Annotated in this window: 19 protein-coding genes; 9 read left to right on the top strand and 10 right to left on the bottom strand. The window is 72.2% G+C overall.

What is annotated here, in order from left to right; translation table 11 throughout:
• The first annotated feature begins 11 nt into the window (after positions 1–11).
• The 6 genes from P3T27_RS25490 (at position 12) to P3T27_RS25465 (ending at position 8461) form a co-directional block, all read left to right on the top strand.
• A complete protein-coding gene (locus tag P3T27_RS25490) occupies positions 12–1376 on the top strand; it encodes a cytochrome ubiquinol oxidase subunit I (protein ID WP_280682381.1) in 1365 nt (454 codons plus the stop codon).
• Complete coding sequence (locus tag P3T27_RS25485) at positions 1369–2643, top strand: cytochrome d ubiquinol oxidase subunit II (protein ID WP_280682379.1); 1275 nt, start codon at positions 1369–1371, stop codon at positions 2641–2643. Before P3T27_RS25490 ends, P3T27_RS25485 begins: the two co-directional genes overlap by 8 nt.
• Positions 2640–4391: an ATP-binding cassette domain-containing protein gene (locus P3T27_RS25480; RefSeq protein ID WP_280682377.1), complete on the top strand. Its 1752-nt coding sequence runs from the start codon at positions 2640–2642 to the stop codon at positions 4389–4391. The genes P3T27_RS25485 and P3T27_RS25480 overlap by 4 nt, the downstream gene beginning before the upstream one ends.
• Positions 4388–6058 (top strand): ATP-binding cassette domain-containing protein, encoded by a 1671-nt coding sequence (locus P3T27_RS25475; protein WP_280682375.1) that lies wholly within the window; start codon positions 4388–4390, stop codon positions 6056–6058. Before P3T27_RS25480 ends, P3T27_RS25475 begins: the two co-directional genes overlap by 4 nt.
• Positions 6059–6109: 51 nt before the next feature.
• Positions 6110–7564 (top strand): NAD(P)/FAD-dependent oxidoreductase, encoded by a 1455-nt coding sequence (locus tag P3T27_RS25470; protein ID WP_280682373.1) that lies wholly within the window; start codon positions 6110–6112, stop codon positions 7562–7564.
• Positions 7565–7690: 126 nt separating this feature from the next.
• Positions 7691–8461, top strand: a complete 771-nt coding sequence (locus tag P3T27_RS25465) for a pirin-like bicupin family protein (RefSeq protein ID WP_280682371.1) — start codon at positions 7691–7693, stop codon at positions 8459–8461.
• 77 nt (positions 8462–8538) lie between these two features.
• Here P3T27_RS25465 and P3T27_RS25460 read toward each other — a convergent pair whose 3' ends face one another.
• The 6 genes from P3T27_RS25460 to P3T27_RS25435 all read right to left on the bottom strand — a co-directional run bounded on the left by P3T27_RS25460 (position 8539) and on the right by P3T27_RS25435 (position 16137).
• The gene (locus P3T27_RS25460; RefSeq protein ID WP_280682370.1) at positions 8539–10281 is read right to left on the bottom strand and encodes a pyruvate dehydrogenase; all 1743 of its coding nucleotides are present in this window, start codon (positions 10279–10281) and stop codon (positions 8539–8541) included.
• 83 nt (positions 10282–10364) lie between these two features.
• Positions 10365–11471, bottom strand: a complete 1107-nt coding sequence (locus tag P3T27_RS25455; RefSeq protein ID WP_280682368.1) for an XdhC family protein — start codon at positions 11469–11471, stop codon at positions 10365–10367.
• The gene (locus P3T27_RS25450) at positions 11471–12454 is read right to left on the bottom strand and encodes an amidohydrolase family protein (RefSeq protein ID WP_280682366.1); all 984 of its coding nucleotides are present in this window, start codon (positions 12452–12454) and stop codon (positions 11471–11473) included. Before P3T27_RS25450 ends, P3T27_RS25455 begins: the two co-directional genes overlap by 1 nt.
• The gene (locus P3T27_RS25445; protein WP_280682364.1) at positions 12438–12935 is read right to left on the bottom strand and encodes a 2Fe-2S iron-sulfur cluster-binding protein; all 498 of its coding nucleotides are present in this window, start codon (positions 12933–12935) and stop codon (positions 12438–12440) included. Before P3T27_RS25445 ends, P3T27_RS25450 begins: the two co-directional genes overlap by 17 nt.
• The gene (locus tag P3T27_RS25440; protein ID WP_280682362.1) at positions 12932–13864 is read right to left on the bottom strand and encodes an FAD binding domain-containing protein; all 933 of its coding nucleotides are present in this window, start codon (positions 13862–13864) and stop codon (positions 12932–12934) included. Before P3T27_RS25440 ends, P3T27_RS25445 begins: the two co-directional genes overlap by 4 nt.
• Positions 13861–16137, bottom strand: a complete 2277-nt coding sequence (locus tag P3T27_RS25435; protein ID WP_280682361.1) for a xanthine dehydrogenase family protein molybdopterin-binding subunit — start codon at positions 16135–16137, stop codon at positions 13861–13863. Before P3T27_RS25435 ends, P3T27_RS25440 begins: the two co-directional genes overlap by 4 nt.
• 418 nt (positions 16138–16555) lie before the next feature.
• Here P3T27_RS25435 and P3T27_RS25430 point away from each other — a divergent pair, with 418 nt between their 5' ends.
• From P3T27_RS25430 to P3T27_RS25420, 3 genes are all read left to right on the top strand, one after another.
• Positions 16556–19309 (top strand): LuxR family transcriptional regulator, encoded by a 2754-nt coding sequence (locus P3T27_RS25430; RefSeq protein WP_280682360.1) that lies wholly within the window; start codon positions 16556–16558, stop codon positions 19307–19309.
• A 175-nt stretch (positions 19310–19484) separates the two neighbouring features.
• The gene (locus P3T27_RS25425) at positions 19485–20540 is read left to right on the top strand and encodes a helix-turn-helix domain-containing protein (protein WP_280682358.1); all 1056 of its coding nucleotides are present in this window, start codon (positions 19485–19487) and stop codon (positions 20538–20540) included.
• Positions 20541–20624: 84 nt separating this feature from the next.
• Positions 20625–21620 (top strand): alpha/beta hydrolase, encoded by a 996-nt coding sequence (locus P3T27_RS25420; RefSeq protein WP_280682356.1) that lies wholly within the window; start codon positions 20625–20627, stop codon positions 21618–21620.
• Positions 21621–21624: 4 nt separating this feature from the next.
• On the opposite strand, the gene P3T27_RS25415 is transcribed toward P3T27_RS25420, so the two are convergent.
• The 4 genes from P3T27_RS25415 to P3T27_RS25400 form a co-directional block, all read right to left on the bottom strand.
• Positions 21625–22590 (bottom strand): helix-turn-helix domain-containing protein, encoded by a 966-nt coding sequence (locus tag P3T27_RS25415; RefSeq protein ID WP_280682354.1) that lies wholly within the window; start codon positions 22588–22590, stop codon positions 21625–21627.
• Between the two features lie 95 nt (positions 22591–22685).
• Positions 22686–23501 (bottom strand): carbohydrate ABC transporter permease, encoded by an 816-nt coding sequence (locus tag P3T27_RS25410; protein WP_280682352.1) that lies wholly within the window; start codon positions 23499–23501, stop codon positions 22686–22688.
• Positions 23502–23512: 11 nt separating this feature from the next.
• The gene (locus P3T27_RS25405) at positions 23513–24367 is read right to left on the bottom strand and encodes a sugar ABC transporter permease (protein ID WP_280682473.1); all 855 of its coding nucleotides are present in this window, start codon (positions 24365–24367) and stop codon (positions 23513–23515) included.
• 70 nt (positions 24368–24437) lie between these two features.
• Positions 24438–25718: a sugar ABC transporter substrate-binding protein gene (locus P3T27_RS25400; RefSeq protein WP_280682350.1), complete on the bottom strand. Its 1281-nt coding sequence runs from the start codon at positions 25716–25718 to the stop codon at positions 24438–24440.

Below are 25718 nucleotides of genomic sequence, written 5' to 3'. Positions count from 1 at the left end.
CAGGAGTCGCCATGGCGTCGTCCGCGACGGTGGAACTGTCCCGCTGGCAGTTCGCCATCACCGCCATCTTCCACATGACCTTTCCCGCCCTGACCGTCGGACTGTCGATCCTGCTCGCGGTCGTCTACACGGCCTACCTGCGCACCCGCAATCCGCTCTACCTGCAGATGTTCCGCTTCTGGCGGAAGATCTTCGCGGTGGGGTTCGGTCTCGGCGTGGTCGCCGGAACGGTGATGACCTTCGAGTTCGGCCTGAACTGGGGCAGCTACGCGCATGCGGTCGGCCCCATCCTCGGTGTCACCATCGGGATGGAGGTGATCACCGCCTTCTTCCTGGAGGCCGGCTTCATCGGCATCATGCTCTACGGCGAGGGGCGGGTGCGCCCGCGCACCATGGCCTTCGCCTCGTGGATGGTCGCCTTCGGCACCCTGCTGTCCACCACCTGGATCCTCTCCGCCAACAGCTGGATGCAGGATCCGGCCGGCTACACCGAGGTCGCGGGCCAGTTCCAGGCCCGCGACTGGTGGCAGGTGCTGCTCAACCCGGCCTTCTCCTACCGCTTCCCGCACATGCTGCTCGCGGTGCTGATCAGCGCCGCCTGGTTCGTCGGCGGCATCGCCGCCTGGTACCTGGTCAGGCAGCGCTCGCTCGCCTTCGCCCGCCGCACGCTCTCCCTCACGCTCGGGGTGCTGGCCGTCCTGATGCCCGTCCAGCTGTACGCGGGCGACGAGACCGCGGTGTTCATGGGGCAGCACCAGCCCGCCAAGCTGGAGGCCTTCGAGGGCAACTGGAAGACCGACAACAACGGCTACAACCTGGTCGTCGTCCCCAACCCCGGGCGGGGCAAGGACGACCTGCGCATCGGGATCCCGCACCTGGGCGCGGTGATCGGCAAGGACCTGACCGGCCAGGCCCACGTGCCCGGCCTGCTGCAGACCCCGCCGGACCAGCGCCCGAACATGTGGAGCGCCTTCTACGGCTTCCGCGCGATGTACTTCACCGCGCTCACGATGTTCGCGATGGCCTTCGCCGGACTGGTGCTGCGCCTGCGCGGGCGGCTGTTCACCGCCCGGCGCTTCCACCGGCTGATGGTGTGGATGACACCCGCCGGCCTGGTCGCGATCTCCGGGGGCTGGATCACCGCGGAGACCGGACGCCAGCCCTGGGTGGTCTACGGCCAGATCCGCACCTCGGACGCCGTCTCGCACCTGTCCACGGCCGAGGCGGCGCTGAGCCTGGCCGGCTTCGTCACGGTCTACGCCGTGCTGGTCGCGGTCTGGATCCGCTACATCGTCCGAACCGTCAGGGCGGGGCCGGAAGCCGTCGACTCGCCGTCCGCCGACCGTCCCGTCCTGCCGGAGGCCGTCCATGGCTGAGTACGCTTCCTACGCGCTGGTCCTCTTCGCGCTCGGCGCGTACGTCGCACTGGACGGCTACGACCTCGGGATCGGGATCCTCGGCCTCTTCGACCGCAGCGACGAGCGGCGCAAGGAGTACACCGAGCTGGTCGCGACGGCCTGGGACGCCAACGAGAGCTGGATCATCCTCGCCGCAGTCATCCTGTGGGCAGCGCTGCCCGGTGTCTACGCAACCGTGCTCCCCGGGGTCTACCTCCCGCTGGTCGTGATGCTGCTGGCCTTCGTGCTGCGCGGCCTGGGGCTGGAGATGCAGAGCTCCGCAGCGGACTACCGACGGGGCTGGGGGCGCCTGTTCGGCATCTCCTCGCTGGTGGTGACCCTCTGCCAGGGACTGGTGGTCGGCACCGTGCTCAGCGGCCTGCCGCAGCACGGGGGTGTCTTCGAAGGCGGCGCACTGCGCTGGCTCACTCCCTACAGCGTGCTGTGCGCACTCGGTGTGACCGCGCTCTACCTACTGGCCGGCGCCGCCTGGCTGCAGGCCAAGACGCAGGGCAGCGCCCGCCGTCGGGCCGCGCGGCTCGGGCGCCCGCTGCTCGCGCTGACGGTCGCGGCCTGCCTGGTGCTGGGCTTCGGCCTGGAGGTGGCCGACCCGCAGTACTTCCGCTTCGACCAGTCGCTGCGCGCCGTCCTGTTCGGCCTCCTGGTGGCGGCCGCCGCCGTCTGCGGTGCCCTCGCCTGGTACGGCTTCGGCAAAGAGCCCGACGCCCGGCCGTTCGTCGCCGTGCTCTGCGCCCAGGTGGCCGGACTGCTGGCACTGGTGACCGCGACCGCCCCGGTCGTCGTGCCACCCGACCTGAGCGTGCACGCCGCCGCCAGCCCCACCGGCTCGCAGGTGTTCCTGCTGATCGGTGTCGGCTGCTGCATGCCCGTCGTGCTCGCCTACAACATCTACGCCTGGTGGGTGTTCCGCGGGAAGTACCGGCCGCCGGCCCCGGCCGCGCTCGCCGTACCCGCCGAGCCCGTTGCCACCCGTGCGGATCTGACTGACAGTCAGGCATCCGCGGCGGAATCAGGCGTGGGGACCCTGGCCCGGCGGGTCGGTTTCACCGTGCTCGGCCTCGGGGTGGTCGCCGTCGCGCAGGACGTGTTCGGCGGTCAGGGCGAATGGATCGCCCCCGTCTCGCTCATCCTGTTCAGCTCCGTCTCACTGACCGCCTGGCTGGTCGGCGACCGACGGGCCGCTGCCGCAGGCGAGTTCGACCTCGACCAGGCGGCCCGGCGGTGAGCGACACCGCCGCCCTGCTGGCGCGCCTGGCCGCGGACGACGCACAGCAGGACCAGCAGCGGGCGCTGCAACGGTTGCGCGAGTGGGCGCAGGTGCAGGCACCCGCGTTCCGGCGCGCCGGCACCCTGCGCGGGCTCGGCGCCCTCGGCACCGTCGGGTGGGCGGCCGGGCTCGGCTGGGCCGCCCAGCTGGCCCTGCACGGCCAGCGGGCGGCGGTCACCCCGGTCTCGGTGCTGCCGGCGGCCTGCCTGATCGCGGCCGGGCTCGCGCTGCGGGCCTGGCTGCTCGCGGCCGGCGACCGGGCCGCGGACGAGGCGGCCGCCGCCGTCCGGCACGCGCTGCGTGGCCGACTGCTGGACACCGCCCTGCCCGCCTGGCGGGGGCCGACCACCGCAGCGCAATCCCAGGGTGGCGACGCCGCCTTCGTCCAGGCCCTCGACGAGGAGATGGACCGCCTCACCGACTGGCTGACCGGCTACGTCCCGGCGCGCCGGACCATGCTGATCGCCGGCGGCATCGTGCTGGCGGCGATCGCGTCGGGAAGCCGGGTGGTCGCCCTGCTGCTGGTGCTGGCGACCCCGCTGCTGCCGGCCAACCTCAAGGTCATCGGCATGGGCACCCGCACCGCCGTCCACGCCCAGCTGGCCGCCGCCCGGACCCTCGGCGCCCGGCTGCTGGACCAGCTACGCGGGCTGCCGACGCTGGTCGGCCTGGGCGCGGACGAGCGCGCCGCCCTCGCCGTGGAACAGGACGACCGGGAACTGGCCCACCGCACCCAGGCGGTGCTGCGCGTGGCGTTCCTGTCCACCGCCTGGGTGGAACTGCTGATCACCGGAACCCTCGCCGTGGTCGCCACGTACTGCGGCCTGGTGCTGCTCGACTACCTGCACCTGCCCGGAATCCCCTCGACCATGGGCCTGGGCACGGCGCTCTTCGTCCTCGTCCTCACCCCCGCCTACTTCGCGCCGGTGCGGGAACTGGCGCGCGGCTACCACGCCCGCGCCGAAGCGTCCGCCGCCGCCGAGCTCGTCAACGGCCTGCTGGACGTGGCCGCACCAGGGCAGACGACGCCAAGGCCCTGCGACACTCCCCGCAGCGTGCACCTGCGCGGAGTCGGCGTCACCTTCCCCCATCGCGACCGGCCCGCCCTTGACGACGTCACCCTGACCGCGCACCCGGGTCAGGTACTGGCCCTCACCGGCGCCAGCGGGGCGGGGAAGTCCACGCTGCTGGCGGTCGCCGCCGGGCTGCTCGCCCCTGCGTCCGGGTCAAGTGCCCATGAGGTCGGCGATGCGCGGCAGCCCGCCGACCCCCGTGCCGTCTCCTGGATCGGCCAGCCCTGCCACCTCCTCCCGGGCACGGTGCGGGAGAACCTGCTGCTGGCCCGCCCGGACGCGCAGGACGCGGCGCTCGACGCGGCCTTCGCCACGCTCGGCTTCGCCGACCTTCGCGCGGCACTGCCGCACGGCCTGGACACCGTCGTCGGTGAACGCGGCAGCGGGCTCTCCTCGGGTCAGATCCAGCAACTGGTCTTCGTCCGCGCCCTGCTGCGGGACGCGCCGGTGCTCTGTCTGGACGAACCGACCGCCCATCTGGACCCCGACGCGGAGGAACGCGTCATAGCCGCCATGCGCACTCTGGCACGGGACAGAACCGTCCTGCTCGCCACCCACAGCCCCGAACTCCTCAAGATCGCCGACGCCGTCGTCGCCATCGACCGGGGCCGTATCCGCGGAGCGACACCTTGAAGCCCCTCACCCTGCTGTGGACCTCGGCCGACCGCCGCGGCCGCCGCGACCTGCTGCTCGGCGCGCTGCTGGCCGCCGGCGCCGAGGTGGCCGCCGCCGCGCTGCTCGGCGTGTCCGGCTGGTTCCTCACCTCCTGTGCTCTGGTCACGCTCCACGCGAACACCACCTGGTCCTGGATGTATCCCTCGGGAACCGTACGGGCGTTGGCCCTGGGCCGGACGGGCCTGCGCTACACCGAACGGCTCACCAGCCACCGCGCCCTGTTCGGCGCGACCATCGCGCTCAGGGCCCGGATGGTGCGGACCGCCGGCGCGCTCCCGCCACGCCAGTTGCGGGAGCGGCGCGACGGCGCTCTGCTCGCCCGGCTCACCGACGACGTGGCGGCCGTGGGCGCGGCGCCGGCCCAGACCGTCGCCCCGCTGACCGGCGTCGGGGTGACCGCGGTGGTCGTGGTGGCGCTGATCTGTGTGGCGAATCCAACGGCCGGGGCCGTCGAGGCGCTGCTGCTCGCGCTGGCACTCGCCGTCGCCCTGCGGACGAAGCGCCGGGCTGCCGCCCACCGTGCCGAGGCCACCTTTGAGCGGGCCACCGCCCGATCCGCACTGCTCAGCGCACGCGCCGCGCTCGCCGAGCTGCGCTGCCTCGGCGCCGTCGACCCGGCTCGCGACCAGGTCGCCCGGCGGATCGAGCGCGCGCGGCAAGCTGACGTCGCATCACTCGCGGCCCTGCGCAACGGCCGGTTGCTGCTGCGCCTGCTCGCCGCACTCGGACAACTCGCGGTCCTGCTGCTCGCCCTCTCCGGCCGCTCGGCGATCCAGCCCGCCGCCGACGCCATCGGTGAGACGCTGCTGGTCGCCGCTGGCTACGAACTGATCGAGACGCTGCCGCAGATCCTGCGCGACCGCGGCTCGGCCACGCACTCCGCGCTGCGGCTGACCGACCTGCTCGGGCGAGCCCGCCCGCAGCCTTCCGGGCCGGCCGCCCTTCCCCGCCCCGGCGCGCCGCTGGTCGTGCGCGATCTCCCGGTGGGCCTCGGAGCGGCCCGAAGCCGCTGGTCGACCGTCCTCGACCCGGGCAGCGCCACCCTGGTCACCGGGCCGAACGGAAGCGGCAAGAGCACCCTGCTCAACACCCTGGCGGGCCGGATCGACTGCCCCTCCCCCGGCGTCGTCCTGCTCGGCGGCTCTCCGCTGCACACACTCTCGGCGGCCTCGGTGGCCACCACGCTCACCCTCGTCGAGGCCGACGACTGGCTGGCGGACAGCACCATCGCCGACAACCTGCGCCAGGCGGCCCCCGACGCCGACGACGCGGCGCTGCACGCCGCCCTCGCCGCCGCGGCACTGGCGGACCTCGACCTCGACGCACCCACCGGACCCATGGGCAGCACACTCTCGCAAGGACAGCGGCGCCGGCTCTCCATCGCCCGCGCCGTTCTGCGCGACCCCGCCGTGCTCCTGCTCGACGAACCCACCGCCGGGCTCGACCAGCCCACGGCCGTACGGCTGCTGAGCGGAATCCGGGCGGCGCTGCCCCGCTGCGCCCTAGTCATCGCCCTGCCGGACCAGCACCACGACCTGCTGCCCTTCCCGGTGGAAGCCACGCTGCGCCTGGGTCGTCCGGCCGTCGGCGCCGCAGCCACCACGGCCGCAGCCGCGCCCTGCTGACATCGCGGAAGTCATCCGCCGACACCGAATCGAGGAAAGATGCGCAATCCGATGAGCACGGCCCGCGAGCCGCACCTGCCGACAACGGCCGAGTACGACGTGGTGGTGATCGGTGCTGGCCCCACCGGTGAGAACGTCGCCGACCGCGTGGTCAAGGCAGGTTTGAGCGCAGTCGTCGTCGAGGGTGAACGGGTGGGCGGCGAGTGCTCGTACTTCGCCTGTATTCCCAGCAAGGCCCTGCTGCGCCCGGCCGCGGCGCTGGCGGAGGCTCGCGCGGTCGCCGGCGCACGCGAAGCGGCGACCGGTTCGCTGGACGTCCCGGCCGTCCTGGCCCGGCGGGACGCGTTCGTCTCCGACCTGCGGGATGACGGCCAGGCGAAATGGTTGAAGTCGGCCGGCATCGACCTGGTACGCGGCTGGGGCCGACTGGTCGGAGAACGACGCGTCGAGGTACGCGCCGACAGCGGAACGACTGTGCTGACGGCCCGTCATGCCGTGGTGCTGTGCACCGGATCGAGCGCCGTGCTGCCGTCGGTGCCGGGCTTGGCCGGTATCGGGGCGTGGACCAGCAGGGAGGCGACCACGGCCGGCGCTGCTCCGAGCAGGCTCGTGGTCCTCGGCGGCGGCGTGGTGGGGTGCGAGATGGCCGCCGCCTGGAGCGCATTGGGCTCCCAGGTGACCATGCTGGTGCGCGGCAAGGGGCTCCTGCCCTCCTGGGAGCCGTTCGCCGCGGCACGGGTCGCCGACGGGCTGCGCGGCGAGGGCATCGAGATACGCACCGGGGTCGAGGTCGAGCGAGTGGCCCGGGAGAACTCGACCGGCATGGTCACGGCGCACCTGACCGACGGGTCGACGTTGGAGTCCGAGGAGTTCCTCGTGGCCACCGGCCGCAGTCCGCGCACCGCGGGGCTCGGCCTGGAGACGGTCGGACTGGCGCCCGGCGGCCGACTGCCCGTGGACGACAGCTGCCGGGTCACGGAGGTGGCCGCCGGCTGGCTCTACGCGGCCGGCGACATCAACCAGCGCTCGCCGCTCACCCACATGGGCAAGTACCAGGCACGGGCCTGCGCGGCGGCGATCGCGGCACGCGCCGCCGGACGCCGCGCGAACCCCACCCCCTGGGCCGCCTGGGCGGCCACCGCCGACCACCACGCCGTACCGCAGGTGGTCTTCACCAGGCCGGAGGCCGCCGTCGTCGGCCTGACCGAGGAGCAGGCCCGCCGGGCCGGGCTCCCGGTCCGGGCGGTGGAGTACCCGATCGGCGACGTCGCCGGAGCCTCGCTACTCGTCGACGGCTACCGCGGGCACGCCAAGCTGGTCGTGGACGAGCAGCGATCCGTCGTGGTCGGCTGCACCCTGGTCGGCCCCGGTGTCGGCGAACTGATCCACGCGGCGACCGTCGCCATCGTCGGCGAGGTTCCCCTGGAGCGCCTGTGGCACGCCGTCCCGGCGTTCCCCGCCATGAGTGAGATCTGGCTGCGCCTACTGGAGCAGTACGGGCTCTGACACCGCCCCGCGAGGCGCCCCCGGACGGAATAGTTGAACGATGAACTATGTTCTGTTGTGCAGGGTGCCGCAAAGGCGCCGCCGGGGCCTCGCGAGAGCTCCCGGACCGCCCGAAAGGAGAACAAGGTGAACACCACCGCGAACCACCCACGGGTCGACGTCCGCCGCGCCGGCGAGCGCCTCGCCACGAAGATCGACTGGCTGGACTCCAAGCACTCCTTCTCCTTCGGCGGACACTACGACGCCGCCAACACCCACCACGGGCTGCTGCTCGTCAACAACGACGACACCGTCCGCCCGGGAAGCGGCTTCGAGACCCACCCGCACCGCGACATGGAGATCGTCACCTGGGTCCTACAGGGCTCGCTGGTCCACCAGGACTCCACCGGCCACTCCGGCGTGATCTACCCCGGACTCGCCCAGCGCATGAGCGCCGGCTCCGGCATCCTGCACTCGGAGAAGAACGACTCCTGGCGCCTCAGCGGAGCCGACGCCCACACCGATCCCGTCCACTTCGTGCAGATGTGGGTCGTCCCCGACGAGCGCGGCATCACACCCGGCTACGAGCAGCTCGAAATCGACGACGCGCTGCTGTCCGGCGGCCTGATCCCGGTCGCCTCCGGGATGGACAAGCACGACGGCGCCGCCGCCATCCGCATCAGGAACCGCTACGCGGCGCTGCACGTGGCCCGGCTGCAACCCGGCCAGAGCGTCGAACTGCCCGACGCCCCCTTCGTGCACCTCTTCGTCCCGCGCGGCAACGTCACCCTAGAAGGCATCGGCCCACTGGCCGCCGGCGACGCCGTGCGCTTCACCGCGATCGGCGGGCAGAAGGTCACCGCGGTCGAGCCGGCGGAGATCCTGGTCTGGGAGATGCACACCACCATCGCCAACTGACCCGCCAAGACAGCGCACAGGTACGGCGGCGGGCGGCGGACCTCATCCGCCGCCCGCCGCCCGTGCATGACGCTGCATCAGATTCCGGGAATGTTGCGCAGGTTGGCGCGGGCCAGCTGCACCATGCGTCCGACGCCGCCGTTCAGGACGGTGCGGCCGGCGGACAGGGCGAACCCGGTGAGCTGCTCGGAGGTGATCCTGGGCGGGATGGAGAGCGCGTTGGGGTCGGTGACGACGTCGACCAGGGCCGGGCCCGGGTGCCGGAGGGCCTCGCGCAGCGCCTCGCGCACCTCCGCCGGCTGCTCCACCCGGATGCCCCGCGCACCCGCGGCCCTGGCGATCGCCGCGTAGTCGGTGTGCGGGTAGGAAGTCCCGTACGACGGCAGGCCGTCGACCATCATCTCCAGGTCGACCATGCCGAGCGCGGAGTTGTTGAACACCACGACCTTGACCGGCAGGTCGTACTGCACCAGGGTCAGGAAGTCACCCATCAGCATCGAGAAGCCGCCGTCACCGGACATGGAGACCACCTGGCGGCCACGGTCCAGGAACTGCGCACCGATCGCCTGCGGCAGCGCGTTGGCCATCGAGCCGTGGACGAAGGAGCCGAGCATCCGGCGCCGTCCGTTGGGCGTCAGATAGCGGGCCGCCCAGACGCAGCACATGCCGGTGTCGACGGTGAACACCGCGTCGTCGGCCGCCTCCTCGTCCAGCACCGAGGCCACGTACTCGGGGTGGACGGGCATGTGCGTGTCGACGTTGCGGGTGTAGGCACTGACCGCCCCGTCGAGGGCCCGGGCATGGCGCTGCAGCATGGACTCCAGGAAGCGGCGGGAGGCCTTCTCCTGGACCCGGGGCGTCAGGCAGGCCAGGGTCTCCCGCACATCACCCCACACCGCCAGGTCCAGCCGGGTGCGCCGGCCAAGCCGCTCGGGCTGGTTGTCCACCTGCACGGTCCGCACGTTCCGGGGCAGGAAGTCGGTGTAGGGGAAGTCGGTGCCGAGCAGGATCAGCAGGTCGCACTCGTGCATCGCCTCGTAGGCGGCGCCGTAGCCGAGCAGCCCGGACATCCCCACGTCGTAGGGATTGTCGTACTGGATGTGCTCCTTGCCGCGCAGGGCATGGCCCACCGGCGCCTTGACCCGCTCCGCGAAGGCCATCACGTCGGCATGCGCGCCCGCGACGCCGCGACCGCAGAACAGGGTCACGCGCTCCGCGGCGTCGACGAGTTCGACCAGCCGCGCCAGCTCCGCGTCCCCGGGACGCACGGCCGGGCGGTCCAGCGGAACGGCCAACTGAGCCGATCCCTCGGGCGCGTGCTTGCCCGCGATGTCCCCGGGCAGGGCCACCACCGACACGCCGCGCCGGCCGACGGCGTGCTGGATCGCCGTCTGCACCACGCGCGGCATCTGCGCGGGGTTGGCGATCAGCTCCGAGTAGTGGCTGCACTCCCCGAAGAGCCGGTCCGGGTGGGTCTCCTGGAAGTAGCCGGTGCCGATCTCGCTGCTGGGGATCTGCGCCGCCAGGGCGAGGACCGGCGCCATCGAACGGTGCGCGTCGTACAGGCCGTTGATCAGGTGCAGGTTACCGGGGCCGCAGGAGCCCGCGCATGCGGCCAAACGGCCCGTCAACTGGGCCTCGGCGCCTGCCGCGAAGGCGGCGACCTCCTCGTGCCGGACCTGGATCCACTCCACCCCGTCGTGCCTGCGCACCGCGTCCACGACCGGATTGAGGCTGTCACCCACCACGCCGTACAGCCGCCTCACGCCGGCGCGGGCAATCAGGTCGACGTACTGCTCGGCCGCGGTCTGCTTGGCCACGTCACGCTCCCTCCGGATGGCAACTCAAAGCACCCAAGGTAGTTCGACTCGGCCCGTGCCCTGGTCTCGACGCGCACCAGGAGCTATCCGACAGCGCACGGCTCTCGCCTGGGATGGATCGGATCATCGATCGCCGACAGGGCCTGTCCACTGCGGCCGTTGCGTACGGCGATGAGTTCCGCCGCGATCGACACCGCGGTCTCCCGTGGTGTGACGGCGCCCAGGTCGAGCCCTACCGGCGAGCGCAACCCGGTCAGGGCGTCGGGTGAGACGCCGGACTCGATCAGCTCTCGCGCCCGAGCCGCCCGCACCCGCCGCGAACCGAGCGCTCCGACGTACGCCAGCGGTCTGCGCAGTGCCTCGACGAGCAAGGGCACGTCGAACTTCGGATCGTGCGTCATCACGCACACCGCCGTGCGGCAGTCGGTCTCGGCAGCCGCCAGGTAGCGGTGCGGCCAGTCGACCACCACATCATGGGCGGCCGGGAATCGCTCGCGCGTGGTGAAGGTGGGGCGTGCGTCGCAGACCGTGACGTGGAAGCCGAGAAAGGCCCCGATCTCGGCCACCGCAGCGGCATGGTCGTTGGCACCGAACACCAGCAGCCGAGGGCTGGGGGCCCAGGACTCCAGGAACACCCGGGTCGCACCGCCCGTGTCGTAGACGCTCACGGTGGTGACGTCCACTCCCAGCAATCTGTGCGCGTCGGCCAGGACCGCCCGGTCCAGGTCCCGCCGCCCGGTGCTGCCGATGTGCCGGTCCTCCAGCAGCGCGATCGTGCCTCCCGCCCGACCGTCCGGGCTGTCCAGCACCCGCGCCAGGACAACCGGCCGCCGTGCCACCACCGCCCGGTGCGCTGCCGCCAGGACACGAGCGGTGTCGCCCTGCACCGGCTGCACGAAGACATCGAGCGTGCCTCCGCAGGTCAGTCCGGCGGCGAACACGTCGTCCTCGTCGGGCCCGAAGCCGGCGAGCTGTGGTTCGCCCGAGGAGAGCGCCTCACGCGCCAACTCGTACACCGCCCCCTCGACGCAGCCGCCCGAGACACTGCCCAGCGCGGTGCCGTCCGGGTGCACGCACAGGGCCGACCCCAGCGGCATGGGCGCGCTGCCCCGCACCGCCACGATGCTCGCGACGGCGTAGCGGGCTCCGGATTTCTGCCATTCCAGGAGTTGTGGCGCCAGTTGTCGCATCAGGACCCGATCCCCAAGAACGCGCGGCCGTTGGCTTCGAGCGTGGCGGCATCGATGCCGCCCGCCAGCGCGAAGCCGACGGGGTCCGGCTGCGCCATGTCGAAGGGGTAGTCGCTTCCGCACAGGATTCGATCCGGCGCGGCGTGGGCGCGCAGCAGCCGCAGCACCTCGGGGTCATGGGTGATCGTGTCGAAGTAGAGCCGCGTGAACGACTCGGCCGGTGGGCGGCTGCTCCCCCGGCGGACGTCCGCCCGTGCTCGCCAGCCGTGTTCCCAACGGCCGATCAGGGACGGTGCGCAGCCGCCGCCGTGGACGAAACAGATCCGCAGATCGGGCAGTTCCTCCATGACGCCGTCCAGCAGCACCGACGCGACGGCGGTCGTGCTCTCCACCGGGTTGCCGATCAGATTGACCAGGTAGTGGTCCGCCCACTCGGGTCGCGGCAGCTGCATCGGGTGGACCAGCACGGCGAGATCCAACCCGGCTGCGACACCGAGCACTTCGCGCATGACACCGGCGCCGTAGGAATGGCCGTGCGCGAGCGGCGGGACGGCGACGCCGGCGACACCGTCCAGCGCCGCCAGCCGGGTCAGCTGCCGCCGGGCGGCAGCCACGTCGTCGAGCCGCACCAACCCCAGTCCGACGAGCGTTCCGTCGGCGCTCGACACCGCTTGTGCGAGCTGTTCGTTGTAGGCGGTGATGTAGTCGTCCGCCTGCTCCGGCACGTGCACGGGGAAGGCGAACGGCGGCGCCGAGATGACGCGGGCGCCGAGGCCGGCCTTCACGGTGTCGGCGACGATGGTCTCGATGTCGGTCATCGACGCCGTCGGAAACGACAACGGAAGATCGCCGAGAAACAGGTCACCGTCGCGGTCGTTCAGCCCTCCCAGCGGAGAGCCGGGCGGCAGGGCGAGCAGGTCGCGTGGCAGCCAGTGCGCGTGGACATCGATGATCCCCGCGCGGATGTCACCGGTTACCGCCATCTCGCTCTCCTTCGGTCTGCTCGCGCGCGGCCCGCAGGATCGCGCGGCGGATGGGTTCGTAGCCGGTGCACCGGCAGATGTTGGAGCCGACCAGGCCGTCGACGCGCTCCGGGGAGTCGCCGATGGCGGGATCGGCCTCCAGCGCCCCGGCGGCCACCATCAGGAATCCCGGCGTGCAGAAGCCGCACTGCAGGGCGTGCTCGGCGGAGAACGCCCGCTGGAGCGGGTGGGGCTCACCGTCGGGCCCGGCGAGCCCTTCCACGGTGCGCACCGAACTGCCGTCGCACTGCACCGCGAACATCAGGCACGACCGGACGGCTTCGCCGTCCACCAGCACCGTGCACGCCCCGCAGATGCCGTGCTCGCAGCCCAGGTGAGTGCCGGTGAGCCGGCAGTCCTCCCGCAGCACGTCGGCGAGGATGCGGCGCGGCTCCACGTCGAGCGGATACGCCTCGCCGTTCACCGTGAGAGTGATCTTCACTTGTGGTCTCCCTTGGGCTGGGCGAGGCGCGACCGCTGGTCGTTCGCCGCCTGGCACAGTGTCCTGCCGACCAGGACCGCGATGGCGTGCCGCTTGTACTCGACATCGGCGAACGGCTCGGCCAGGGGTGCGGCGTCCTGCGTCGCGGCGATCCGGCCCGCGTGGGCGAACGGATGGCCGTCGGGCAGCCGGTGGCCGTCCACGGGCGGGCCGACCTCGACGCCGATCAGCGCCCGCTCGGCGGCACCGGCCCGCAGCGGCCGGTCGGCGCAGTTGACCAGGCCGATCCGCGCCTCGCCGATCACACCGTCCCGGACGGTCAACGCCGCGGCGACGGCCACCTGGGCGAAGCAGAAGTGCGTGCGGCGATGCTCGATGAAGCCGACCCCGGTGTCGTCGCCGAGCAGCGGGAACCGCACGGCGGTGATGAGTTCCTGCGGTCGGCGCGCGGTCCGGTACGGACCGTGGAAGTAGTCGCGGGCCGCGACCACCCGCTTGCCCTCCAGGCCGTGCACCTCGATGTCGGCGTCCAGGGCGGTGCCGATGGCGCACCACTCCGAGGCGGGGTGCGCCCAGGCGAAGCTGCCCACCATCGTGCCGCGGGAGCGGATCGGCGGATGCGCGATGTTGACCACGGCACGCGCGAACAGCGCGCCCAGCGGGCCCGGCGCGGACTGCGCCGACTCGAAGACGCTGTGCCGGACCAGGGCGCCCACCCGCAGTGTGTCGCCTTCCACGCTCAGCCGGTCGAGCCCGGCGATGCGGTTGATGTCGACCACCAGCTCGGGGCGGATGCGCTGCAGGTGCATTTCGAGAATCAGGCTCTGCCCGCCGGCGAGCACCTGGGCCTTGCGCCCGGCGTCGCCGAGTGCCGCAACGGCTTCGGGTACCGTGCGCGGCACGACATAGTCGAAAGCGGCGGGCTTCACCGGACCTCCTCCTCATGTTTCGGAGCGCGGGCCGCTCGCCAGACCACATCCGGGGTGAGCGGCATCTGCAACAGGTCGGGGTCGGCGATCCGCAGCGCGTCGGCCACCGCGTTGACGATGGCGGCCGGGGTGCCGATGCACCCCGACTCGCCCGCGCCCTTCGCGCCCAGCGGCGTCGCCGGGCTCGGGGTGCAGGTGTCCTTGACCTCGATGGGCGGGACCTCGGTGAACGTCGGCAGCAGATAGTCCAGCAGACCCGAGGCCAGCACCGGCACGCCCTGGTCGTCGTAGGTCATTCCCTCGTACAGCGCCTGGCCGATGCCCTGCACAGCCGAACCGAAGGCCTGCCCGCGCACGATCGTGGGATTGAGCACCACTCCGCAGTCGTCCACGGTCACCACCCGCAGCAGCCGGACGGTGCCCAGCTCCGGATCGACCTCGGCCACCACCGCGTGGGAGCCGAACGGAAAGGCCATCCCCGACTCGAACCGGTCCTCCACCCGCAACGGCCCGGTGACCTTCACCAGGTCCGCCACGCCGATGGCCGCCGAGCCATCCTCGGCGGCATGCACGATGCCGCCGGACCACTGAACTTCGTCAACCGGCAGCTCCCACAGTCGCGCTGCCCGCTCCCTGGCCTCGTCGATCAGGCGCCGTGAGACATGCTGAAGCAGCGCGCCCACCACCTGCGCGGAACGGCTGGCGAACGAGCCGAGGCCCTCGGGCTGCTCGTCGGTGTCCCCCTCGACCAGCCGGACCCGCTCCTCGGCCACCCCCAGCGTCCCGGCGACCAGCGCGGCGAAGACCGTCTCGTGTCCCTGACCGCTGGGCGCCGCCCCGCACCGAGCGGTGACCGTGCCGTCCTCGCCGACCTCGACGCTGCCGAACTCGTGCAGCCCGCCCGCCTCACCCCCGGAGCGTTCCACGTAGCAGGACAGGCCGATGCCCAACGGCAGGGCGCCCGGATCCGTGCGACGGCGGGCCTGCTCAGCCCGCCAGCCGTCGTACTCCAGGGTCTCCAGCGCCAGGTCCAGCGCGGCGGCGTAGTTCCCGCTGTCGTAGCACCGTCCGGTGGGCGTCCGGTACGGGAAGCTCTCGGGCGGGATGAAGTTGCGCCGCCGCAGCTCCGCCGGATCCAGGCCCAGCCGACGTGCCATCACATCCATCGCCCGCTCCAGCGCGATCGTCGCCTCCGGCCGGCCGGCACCGCGATAGGGATACGTCAGCATCGTGTTGGTCAGTACCGAGCGGACGGTCGCATACGCCTGGGGAGTGGTGTACGGGCCCGTCGCCAGCCAGGCGGTCTGCATCGGCAGCCCCACCCCGAGGTGCGGATAGGCGCCCACGTCGGCCTCGATCGTCAACTCGTAGCCGAGCAACCGCCCATCGGCGTCAGCGGCGAGCCGCACCCGCTGGTCCTGCCCCCGACCCCGGGTCGCGACCAGCATGGACTCCAACCGGTCCTCGATCCACCGCACGGGCCGGCCCAGCTTCACCGCCAGGAAGGCGACCACGACGAACTCCGGGAACGTCGCGCTCTTCGACCCGAACGCCCCGCCGGTGTCCGGCACCACCACCCGCACCCGGTCCACCGACCACCCCAGCAACGCCGCCAGTTCACGACGCAGCCGATGCGGCATCTGGTGCCCCGACCACACCGTCAGCCGGTCCCCCTCGGGCACGGCGAGGATCGTGCGGCACTCCATCGGCGTGGGCATGAGCAGTTGCTGGCGGTACCGGCCCTCCACCACGGCTGCCGCCTCCCGCCACACCGACTCCTCGACCGGCTTCCCGGCCTCGCCTCGGAACGCGATGTTGCTCAGCCCGTCGAACAGCCGCACCGAGTCGTCCGCCGCAGCGGACGGCGTCACCATCGCGGGCAGCGGATCGACGTGGCAGAAGACCTCGGCCGCCCCGTCCTCGGCCCGGTAGCGGTCCTCCCCCAGGACCACCGCCACCGCCTCGCCCGCGTACCGCACCCGGTCCTTCACCAGTGCCGGCCACTCCCGACCGGCCACCGACTCCTCGTTGGACAGCCTGGCCAGCAACGTGTACGGCACCGCGGGCAACTCCGACAGGTCTGCGGCAGACCAGGCCCCCACCACACCGGGCACCGCACGGGCGGCGGTGCAGTCCACCGCACGTAACGTGCCGTGGCCCACCCCGCTTCTGACGAAGACCGCGTCCAGACAATCCGGCACCGCGATATCGGCCACATAGCGGCCTTGGCCGGTCAGCAGCCGTCTGTCCTCGCGCCTGGTCCATTGCTCCACGAACACACACCTCTGCGCCTCGTCATTGTTGCGGGGAGTGACCGTGCATGCAGCGTAGGCGTCGCCCGTGGCAGGCAACCCGCGACGTCCCGGCCCGTGCGCCCTGGGACAGGCTCTGTGCACTGCGCGGCAGGCGGCTGCTTCCCCGTCAGGGCGCCACCAGGGCTCCGCGGTCCGACTACAGCCCGGCTTCCGTCCAGCTGTTGCGGCCCGTCAGTCGGTCGGCTCGGTGGCCTGTCAGTCGGCGCGGTGGCCCGTCAGTCGGCGCGGTGGCAGCGGACTCTGCGGGGAGATAACCTTCAGGGCGCCCGCTGCCGGGCGTTTGCTGGACGAACGAGCTCCGACGAGCACCGTGTGACAGCGTCCGGAGAGCGAGTGCGGACCGCCTCCGGGAGGTTGACTTACCCGGGGGACGAGGATGCGACGGGACACGCACGGCCCGGCTCTGGTCGGGCGGCAGCAGGAGACGGACCTGCTGGAGGCGGCTCTGGAGCGGGCCGTGGACGGTGGCGGCTCGGCCGTCCTGCTGCGCGGCGAGGCCGGTATCGGCAAGACCGCGCTGCTGGAGTGGACCGGACACCGGGCGCACGAGCTCGGCTTCGCCGTACTGCGGGTGGCCGGCGTCGAAGCGGAGACGGAGTTCGCCTTCGGCGCCCTGCACCAGGCCACCTGGCCGCTGCTGCAGCGCTCCCATGCTCTGTCGTCCCACCAGCGGGACGCGCTGGAGAGCGCCTTCGGCGGCCGCGCGGGAACCCCGCCGAGCGGCTTCGCCGTCGGGGCGGCCGCGCTGGCACTGCTCGACGAGGCAGCGCGAAGCAGCCCGCTGCTGCTCGTCCTCGACGACCTGCACTGGATCGACTCGTCGAGCGCCACCGTGTTCGCCTTCCTCCGGCGGCGCTGCGCGGAGCTGCCGCTGGTGATCGTCGGCGCGAGCCGCCCGGACGGTGCCGCGGCCGAGGCCTGGCCGACGGAGCCCGTCGAGGTAGGGGCGCTGTCCCGCCCGGACGCGGCCTCGCTGCTGCGGCGGCGCTACCCGGAGCTGGCCGCCACGGCAACCGACCGGCTCCTCGATGAGGCGGCGGGCAACCCGCTGGCGCTCGTCGAGCTGCCACGGCAACTGCGCGGCGAGCAGCAGCGGGGTGTCGCCCCGCTGCCTGATCGCCTGCCCCTGGGGCGGCGGTTGGAGCGCATGTTCGCCGAGCGGCTGGCATCGCTGACTCCTGCGGCCGACCGCGTTCTCCTGCTGGCGGCGCTCGCCACGGGCACGGACGGTGGAGGCGCGGCGTGGCTGTACGACGCGGCGGGCGGTGACACGGAGGGGGCCCTGGAACGGATCGAGGCCAGCGGCCTCGCCCGGCTCGAGCCGGCCGGACGGCTGGTCTTCCACCACCCGCTGGTCCGAACGGCCGTGATCTCGACCGCATCGGAGTCCGCTCGACGCGAGGCCCACCGCATCCTCGCCGGGTTCCTCGCACCGGACGACCCCCGGCGTCTGGTCCACGAGGCATCGGCGGCACTGCTCCCGGACGACGCCCTCGCCGGCCGCCTGCAGGAGGCCGGCAGCCGGCTCGCCCGGCGCGGCGGCGACGCGGAAGGGGCGCTGCTGCTCGACCGGGCCGCCGTGCTCAGCGCCGACCCCGCCGAGCGGGCCCGCCGGCTCACCTGGGCGGCCGTGATGGCGGCCCGCGGCGGGCAACTGCGCCACACTGCCGCCCTGGTGGAGGAGTTGAAGCGCGCCCCGGTGCCGCTGGACATCGCCCCGCTGTTCGCGTACGCGGTGGTGTACGTCGACCAGAGTCACCGGATCGACTTCGAGTCCTCCTCCGTTCTGTTGCCCGCGGCCCTCGACGCCCTGACGGCACCCGACGCCGAGCCCTTCGGCGGACTGGCCGAGCAGGTCTACTTCAAGCTGCTGCTCGCCGCCACCTACACCGACGATCCCCGAGCCTGGGACGCGCTGGCCCGGCACCGGGAGAACGTCTCCGAACCGGGCCGTCTCTGCCACCGGGCCTGGACCGATCCGTCCCCGGGCCTGGCCGAGGAACTGCGCACCGTGGTCGACCGGATGAACGAGGAGCAGGAGGCGGGAGCAGCCTGGCTCCTGCTGTGGACCGCCTCAGCGGTCGACAGTACCGACGGCGACCTGTGGCGGCGCTTCACCGGGCTGCACGGCTACGCCACCCAGGGCTCGGTGGCGAAGGCCAAGTGCTACCAGGACTTCCTGCGCGGCCGTTGGGATCTGGCACCCGTCTGCCTGCGCGAGGCCGAGGCGGCCGAGGAACTCGGCTACCACTGCAACGCGCTGATGTTCCGCCACTACCACGCCCACTTCCTCGCCGGCCGGGGCGACGAGGCGGGGTTCCAGGAGATCGAGCAGCTCATCAAACCGGCCGCCGCGCGCGCCGGCCTGCGGTTCGTGCTGGACCGGCTGGCCCATCTGCGGGGCCTGGCCGCCCTGGCCCACGGACGCCATGAGCAGGCGTACGCGCACTTCGCCGAGCTCACCGCGCCCGGACGGCCGCCCGGGTGCCTGCCCTGGTTCCACACCCTGGTCTTCGACCTCGTGGACTCCGCCGTGCACACGGGTCGACGCCGCGAGGCACGTGCGCACCTCGCCGCCGCGCAGGCCGAGCGGTCCGCGCAGCTGTCCGGTCGGCACGCCTTCCTGCTGGCCGCAGCCGCCGCGCTGGCCGCGGACGACGACGAGGCCGACGCCGCCTACCGCGCGGCGTACACCGTGCCGGGGGCCGAGCAGTGGGTCTTCGAGCTCGCCCGCCTGCGGCTGGCCCACGGCTCGTGGCTCCGCCGCTGCCGGCGCGCCGAGGCCCGGGACCTCCTGCGTGCGGCACACCACGTCTTCCGCAGCCTCCAGGCCGACCCCTGGGCGCGGCGCTGCGAGGAGGAACTGCAGGCCGCGGGTGACCTGGTGGCACCGGCGCCGAGAACCTCGGTCGCCTCGGCCGCCTCGGTCGCCTCGGCCGCCTCGGCCGCAGAGCTGACCGGCCAGGAGCTGCGCATCGCCCGGCTCGCCGCGACCGGCCTGAGCAACAAGGAGATCGGCCAGGCACTCCGCCTGTCGCCCCGGACCGTCGCGGCGCACCTCTACAAGATCTTTCCCAAGCTCGGCATCACCTCGCGGGCCGCACTCGCTCACGCCCTCGACTCTCACTGAGACCCGGAGGTTCCGCCGCTTCCTGTACTGCCCGTGCACTCCGTCTGTTCCGAGAGCGCACGACTGTCCCCGCTCCGCAGACCGGCAGTCAAATGACCTAGAGCGGCTGCCGACCCGCGGACCAGGCTGACTGCGCAGGGCATCGGCCGAAAGGGGCAGTCAGGTGAGCTTGCTGGTGACGACCGCTTCCGTCCCGGAGGAGAAGAAGGCGTCGTTCTGGGGAGAGGCGGTGTCGCGGACGCTGGTGCCGGTGGAGGTGGTGCCACTGGCCGACCGGCCGTTCGAGGGCCGCCTGGTGTCGCACCGGCTCGGATACCTGCGGGTGTCCACGATGGAGGCGGACGCGACGCGGGTGTCGCGCACGGCCGGCCTGATCGCCCGGTCCCCGCAGGCGGAGCCGCAGGTGGGGGTGGGTGTACAGGCGTCCGGCCGCGCCGTGTTGCGGCAGGACGGGCGCCGGGCGGAGGTGGCGGAGGGCGGCCTCGTGCTGTACGACACCGCGCGGCCGTACTCCTTCGACTACCCGGAGCACTTCCGCTCCCACGTCTTCCAGGTGCCGCGCAGGCTGCTGGGGGTGCCGGAGTGCGACATCCGGCAGGCGGCGGGGACGGCCATCACCTCCACCGAGGGGTTCGGGGCCGTCCTGCTCCCCTTCCTCGACACACTGGCGGCCTCCGCGCACTCCTACCCCGCCTCCGTGGGCGACCGGTTGGCCGGCAGTGTCGCCGATCTGCTCATCATGCTCGTCGGCCAGCTCACCGAGTCGACGGCCACCGACTCCCGCACGTCGGGCGGCCATCTCGTCCAGCGGGTACGGGAGCACATCAACCGCCACCTGGGCGATCCGGAGCTGTCGCCGGAGACCATCGCCCAGGCGCACCACATCTCGGTGCGCTACCTGCACCGGCTCTTCGAAGGCGAAGGGGTCACGGTGGGCCGGCTCGTCCAGCAGTGCCGACTGGAGGCGTGCGCCCAGGAGTTGGCCCGGCGCGGCCGTACCGCACCGACGGTCTCGGCGGTCGCCCAGCGGTGGGGGTTCGTCAACCCGGCGCACTTCAGCCGGGCCTTCCGCGCCGCCTACGGGGTGTCCCCGCGCGAGTGGCGCGCGTCCCGTACCGCCGAAGCGACCGACAGCGCGCCGAGCCGTGCGGTACCTGCAGAACGACAACAGTGCGCGGTGGAGCAAGTGCCGATGCCCCCTCGGCAGCACGGCCGAGCGATCGGTGACTAGCGTGCGGAGTGCTCGGCCCCACACGGCGGACGATCACCCCTCCGTGCCGTCCGACCCGACCGGCCGCTACGCCAGGAGACCTGAGTGTCCGATACCGCCCCTTCCCACCCGCGGCCCCCGGTGCTCGAGAGCGCGCTCCAGGATCTACTGGATGCCCGCGCCCACCGGCCCGCCGCGGCAGCCGAAACGGGCGGGCTCTGCGAGGAGATCCCGGACCCCGCCGCCCTTCCCCTGGATGACGGCCCGGACGACCCGCCGGACACGACCGCCGAATGGTTCGTGCTGCCCGGCGGACCGACCGGGCCCGTACGGGTCCAGGTGGTCAGGCCGGTGGGCGCAGCCGAACCGACCCCGGTGGTGCTGTTCCTGCACGGCGTCGGCTGGGCACTGGGGGACGCCGCCGGCTACGGCCGCCTGCTGCGCGAGTTCGCCGTGGGGGCCGACGCCGCCGTGGTGTTCGTCGACTACGCCCGGGCACCCCTGACCCGCTACCCGGTGGCCGTCGAGCAGTGCTACGCCGTCGCCGAGTGGATCCACGCCCACGGCCGCGAGATCGGGCTCGACGGGCGCCGGATCGCCGCCGTGGGCGACTCGGCGGGCGCCAACCTCGTCGCGGCGCTGACCGTGCTCGCCCGGCAGCGGGGCGGCGTGCGGCTGGTGCACCAGGTGCTGGTGTGTCCGGTGACCGACGCCGACTTCGACACCCCTTCCTACCGCCAGTTCGCCGACGGGTACCTGCTGCGCCGCGACGACATGCGCCGGTTCTGGGATGCCTACCTGCCCGACCTGCCCCGCCGACGGGAGGCCACCGCGGCGCCCCTGCGTGCCACCCTGGAACAACTCGCCGGGCTCCCACCGGCGCTGGTGCTCACCGCCGAGGCCGACGTCCTACGGGACGAGGGCGAAGCGTACGCGGCCAGGCTCCGCACGGCCGGTGTCCCGGTGGTGGCCACCCGCTACCAGGGCGTCGTGCACGGCTTCCTCCTCCTCGACGCCGCCTGTCACACCGGCACCGCCCGGGCCGCGTTCATCCAGGCCGTGGACACCGTCCACATCGCCCTGCACAGCCACGTGAGGTGAGGGACTACGTGAGCCCGGTGAGTGTCGCACTACGCCATTCCCGTGGCGACATGCCGTACGCCGCGCGGAAGGCGCGGCTGAAGTGGCCGACGTTGACGAAGCCCCAGCGTTGAGCGACCGCGGACACGGTCGGGCTGACCCGCCCGCGGCGCGCGAGCTCGCGGCTGCACTCCTCCAGCCGGCGCTGCTGGATCCACCGGCTGATCGTGGTCCCCTCACCCTCGAAGAGCCTGTGCAGGTAGCGGACGGAGATGTGGTGGTACGCGGCGATCGTCCGGGGGGAGAGGTCGCGATCCGACAGGTGATCGTTGACGTAGCCGCGCACGCGCAGTGCCATGCCGCAACCGGCACTCCCCCGGTCCGCCGGCTCGCTCCCTGCGGCCTGCTCGCTGATCAGGGCAGCCACCAGGCCACCGACGGTGCCCGCCAGCTGTTCGCCCACGCGGGGGCCGCACTGCCCAGCGGTGGTGGCCAGCGCGGTCAGGAAGGGCGTGAGCACGCCCGCCACGCCCGCGTCCAGGGGAAGTGCCGTCGCGCTGACGCGGTGGATATCCGCCTCGGGCATGGCCAGGACACGGCGGGGCAGCTGGAAGACGTGCAGGCGGAAGGCCTCGGGCTGGTCGAGGGTATAGGGACGGGCAGTGTCGTAGACCACGAGCCCTCCCGGTGCCAGCTGGGCGGTGCGCCCGTCCTGGGCCAGCGCGCCGCGCCCGGAGCTCTGCAGTCCAACGGACACGAACGCCCCGTCGGACTGGGCGATGTGCCGGTGTGTGCGGCTCATGCGCTGCGGGTCCGCCTCGATGGTGGAGACCTGGAGGTAGCCCAGACGGTGCGAGGTGATCCGGCCCGAGAACGGCGCCCTGACGCGGGGGGTGACCGCCTGCGGGACGAGCGTGCGGGTGAGGGCCTTGTTCCAGTAGTCGAGCTTGTCGTCGTCCGGCGCACAGTCTGTGGTCAGTACGGCAGTCATGGGAACTCCCCCTGAGCAGGTGTGTCTTCGGAACACCGTGCCAGCGGGGCTGAGTCGGCACATCGCGTGAATCCGCTAGATCAGAGGTGCGGCCCTCACTTGAGGGACCCGCTGGTGGCGCCGGCGGCGACATAGCGCTGAGCCACGACGAGCAGCACGGCCGCCGGGGCGGATGCCAGAACGGCGGTGGCCATGACGGCGTTCCACTGGTCGGTCTGAGCGCCGATGTACTGAAAGATGCCCACGGTGACCGGCCGTACGGTCTCCGTGGTGGTCAGTGTGAGGGCGAACAGGAGGTCGCTCCAGGCGAAGAGGAAGGTGAAGAGGGCGGCCGTGATCAATGCGTTCGCGCTCATCGGGAGCACCACGGCTCGGAAGACGCGCAGTCTCCCGGCGCCGTCCACTCGCGCGGCCTCGATGATCTCCCGGGGAATGCTCTGCATGAACGAACGCATGATGATGATCGCGAAGGGCACACCTGCGGTGGAGTCGGCGAGGATCAGCCCGAGGTAGGAGTTCAGGAGTCCCAGGTCGTCGTAGGCGCTGTAGAGCGCGTTGGCGACGACGATGCACGGCACCATCTGGGTCATCAGGATGCCGAGAAGCACGAGCCTGGTTCCTCGGATGGGGAACCGGGCCAGCGCGTAGGCCGCTGGGGCGGCGAGCCCGAGGCTGAGCGTGACGCTCCCGAGGGCGACGACGAGGCTGGTGACGAAGTTGCGCCCCTGATCGCGCAGTGCGGTGGCGTAACCGCTGAAGTCCGGATGGGCGGGGAACCGGCCTCCCCCCAGTGTGTTGCCCGTCGGCTGGAGGGAGGCGTTCACCATCCAGTAGACCGGAAGGAGCATCAGCGCGAGCAGGATGATCCCGACGATCGTGGATGGCCAGCCGCGGTTGGGCGCGCGCTTCACGGGATCGCCTCTCAGCCGCTCTGGGCGCGACGGTTGGCGCGCAGGTAGACGAGGGCGAAGACGAGCGAGACGACGACGAGTACGGTGCTCATCGCGGCACCGCGCCCGAATTCGAACTGCCGAAAGGACAGTTCGTAGGACAGGGTGGCGATGGTCTCCGTGGCGTTGGCCGGTCCTCCGCCTGTCACCGTGAGGATGATGTCCAGCACCTTGACCGTGTAGACCACGTCCAGCACCAGCACCACGCTTACCACGGGTCGCAGCAGTGGCCAGGTGACATGGCGGAACGTCGTCACCGGGCCTGCGCCGTCCAGCTTCGCCGCCTCGTACAGATGCGTCGGGACGTCCTGCAGACCGCCGTACAGGATCGTGGTGTTGAACGGGATTCCGACCCAGACGTTGATGAGGGTCACCGACACGAGTGCCTGCGAGGTGCCGGTGAGCCACGGGACGCCGGACGGCAGGAGGCGGAGGCCGCGCAGCGCGCCGTTGACGACCCCTGAGTCGGCGTCGAGCATCCAGCGCCACGTCGTTCCGGAGGCGACCAGCGGCAGCAGCCAGGGCAGCAGCAGGAGCGACCGCAGAACGCGGCCGAGCGGAAAGCTGCGCTGGAAGAACAGGGCGAAGGCCAGGCCGAGCACGAACTGCCCGAATATCGAACCGGCGGTGAACAGGACCGTGGTCAGCAGGGCCTCGGAGAACAGGTCCGACGAGAGGATCTCCGAGTAGTTCCGCAGCCCCACGAACGGTGCGGCACCGGTGTAGAACGTCGTGATCGAGTACTGCTGGAAGCTCATCACGATGTTCTTGACGATCGGGTAGCCGAAGAACAGCAGCAGGTATGCCGCCGCGGGCACGATGAACATCCACTGGGCGAGCCGCTCCCGGCAGCGTGCCCGGGCGACGCCCCGTCGAGCGCTGTCGGGCCGTGTCACGTCAGGGGCTGGTCGCGGTCTGCTGCGCATGCTTGAGTGCTTCCTCCGGCGTCTGCTCGCCCGTCAGCGCGGACTGGATCGCGGTGTATATCCCGGTCGCCGCTTTGGGCCACTTGACGCCGAGTTCGCCGGTCCGGGCTCGGGCCGCTTCGACGCTCGCCACGAAGGCGGCCATCGACGGGACCTGCTCGGCGTACTGGGAGGCCACCGCGGAGCGGGAGGGAACGGTGTAACGCTCTTTGGCCAGGGCGAGCATGTTCGTGGAGTCGTTCAGGCAGGCGAGGACCTGGGCCGCCTTCTGCTGCCGGGCTCTGGAGGCGTTCTGCGGGACCGTCCACACCTCACCGCCGAGCGGTGTCACAGCGGTCTGCCCCGCCTGCGGGACCGGGATGGTGGCCACGCCCCAGTGCAGGCCCGTCGCCGCGTTCAGGGCGGAGATCTGCCAGGGACCGTTGATCATCATGGCGGTCCGGCCGGCGACGAACTGATCCCTGAGGTCGGACTGATTCCAGTTCAGCACCGACCTCGACATGGATCCGCTCCTCACCAGGTCGACCCAGAGCCGGAGTGCCTGCGCGGCCTGCGGGGTGGCCAGCTGCTTCTCGTCCCCGCCGGCGGACCACAGGAACGGCAGGAACTGCCAGGCGCCCTCGAAGGTGGCGTTCGCGTCGACCGCCATGCCGTAGCGCCCCGGGCGGGTCAGCCCGACCGCCGCCGCCTTCAGCTCGTCCCAGGTCCTCGGGACGGCGACACCGGCCTCGGAGAGCATGTCCTTGTTGTAGAAGAGGGCGATCGTGTTGACGTTGGGGGCCAGTCCGTACAGCTTCCCCTCATAGGTGCTCGCCGACAGGATGCCCTGGGCGAAGCCGCTGGAGTCGATGCCGTACTGCTCCAGCGGGGTCAACGCGCCGGTCTGGGCGATCTGCTGCAGGTCGGGGTTGTCCAGCATCAACAGATCGGGCAGGGTCCGCGACGACGCCTGCTGAAGGACCTTCGGGAGGAGCGACGGCCCGGGAACGCTGGTCTGCTCGACCGTGACGCCGACGCTCTTGCCGCAGGTGGTGAGCAACTCGCCCCACTGGGTGTGCTCGGGTCCGTCGGTGTAGTAGTCGAGTGCGGTGATGGAGGTGACCCTGCCGTTCGCGGACCCGGCGCCGGCCGCGCCACCGGTTGGGCCACCGGTTGGGCCACCGCACCCGGTGACAGCCAGGCCCAGGGCGACGATTCCGGTCCCCCAGCGGGCGGCGATCCGCCGCGTCGGTGGTCTGGCTGGTGAGGTCAT

The sequence above is a fragment of the Kitasatospora sp. MAA19 genome, assembly GCF_029894125.1.
Taxonomy (GTDB): Bacteria; Actinomycetota; Actinomycetes; order Streptomycetales; family Streptomycetaceae; genus Kitasatospora.
This window is presented reverse-complemented; position numbering and strand designations above follow the sequence as displayed.

Coding starts and splice junctions, on each gene's coding strand:
- P3T27_RS25400 (WP_280682350.1), bottom strand. CDS start 25,718: ATGACCTCACCAGCCAGACCACCGACGCGGCGGATCGCCGCCCGCTGG.
- P3T27_RS25405 (WP_280682473.1), bottom strand. CDS start 24,367: ATGTTCATCGTGCCCGCGGCGGCATACCTGCTGCTGTTCTTCGGCTAC.
- P3T27_RS25450 (WP_280682366.1), bottom strand. CDS start 12,454: ATGGCGGTAACCGGTGACATCCGCGCGGGGATCATCGATGTCCACGCG.
- P3T27_RS25485 (WP_280682379.1), top strand. CDS start 1,369: ATGGCTGAGTACGCTTCCTACGCGCTGGTCCTCTTCGCGCTCGGCGCG.
- P3T27_RS25415 (WP_280682354.1), bottom strand. CDS start 22,590: ATGACTGCCGTACTGACCACAGACTGTGCGCCGGACGACGACAAGCTC.
- P3T27_RS25490 (WP_280682381.1), top strand. CDS start 12: ATGGCGTCGTCCGCGACGGTGGAACTGTCCCGCTGGCAGTTCGCCATC.
- P3T27_RS25455 (WP_280682368.1), bottom strand. CDS start 11,471: ATGCGACAACTGGCGCCACAACTCCTGGAATGGCAGAAATCCGGAGCC.
- P3T27_RS25470 (WP_280682373.1), top strand. CDS start 6,110: ATGAGCACGGCCCGCGAGCCGCACCTGCCGACAACGGCCGAGTACGAC.
- P3T27_RS25430 (WP_280682360.1), top strand. CDS start 16,556: ATGCGACGGGACACGCACGGCCCGGCTCTGGTCGGGCGGCAGCAGGAG.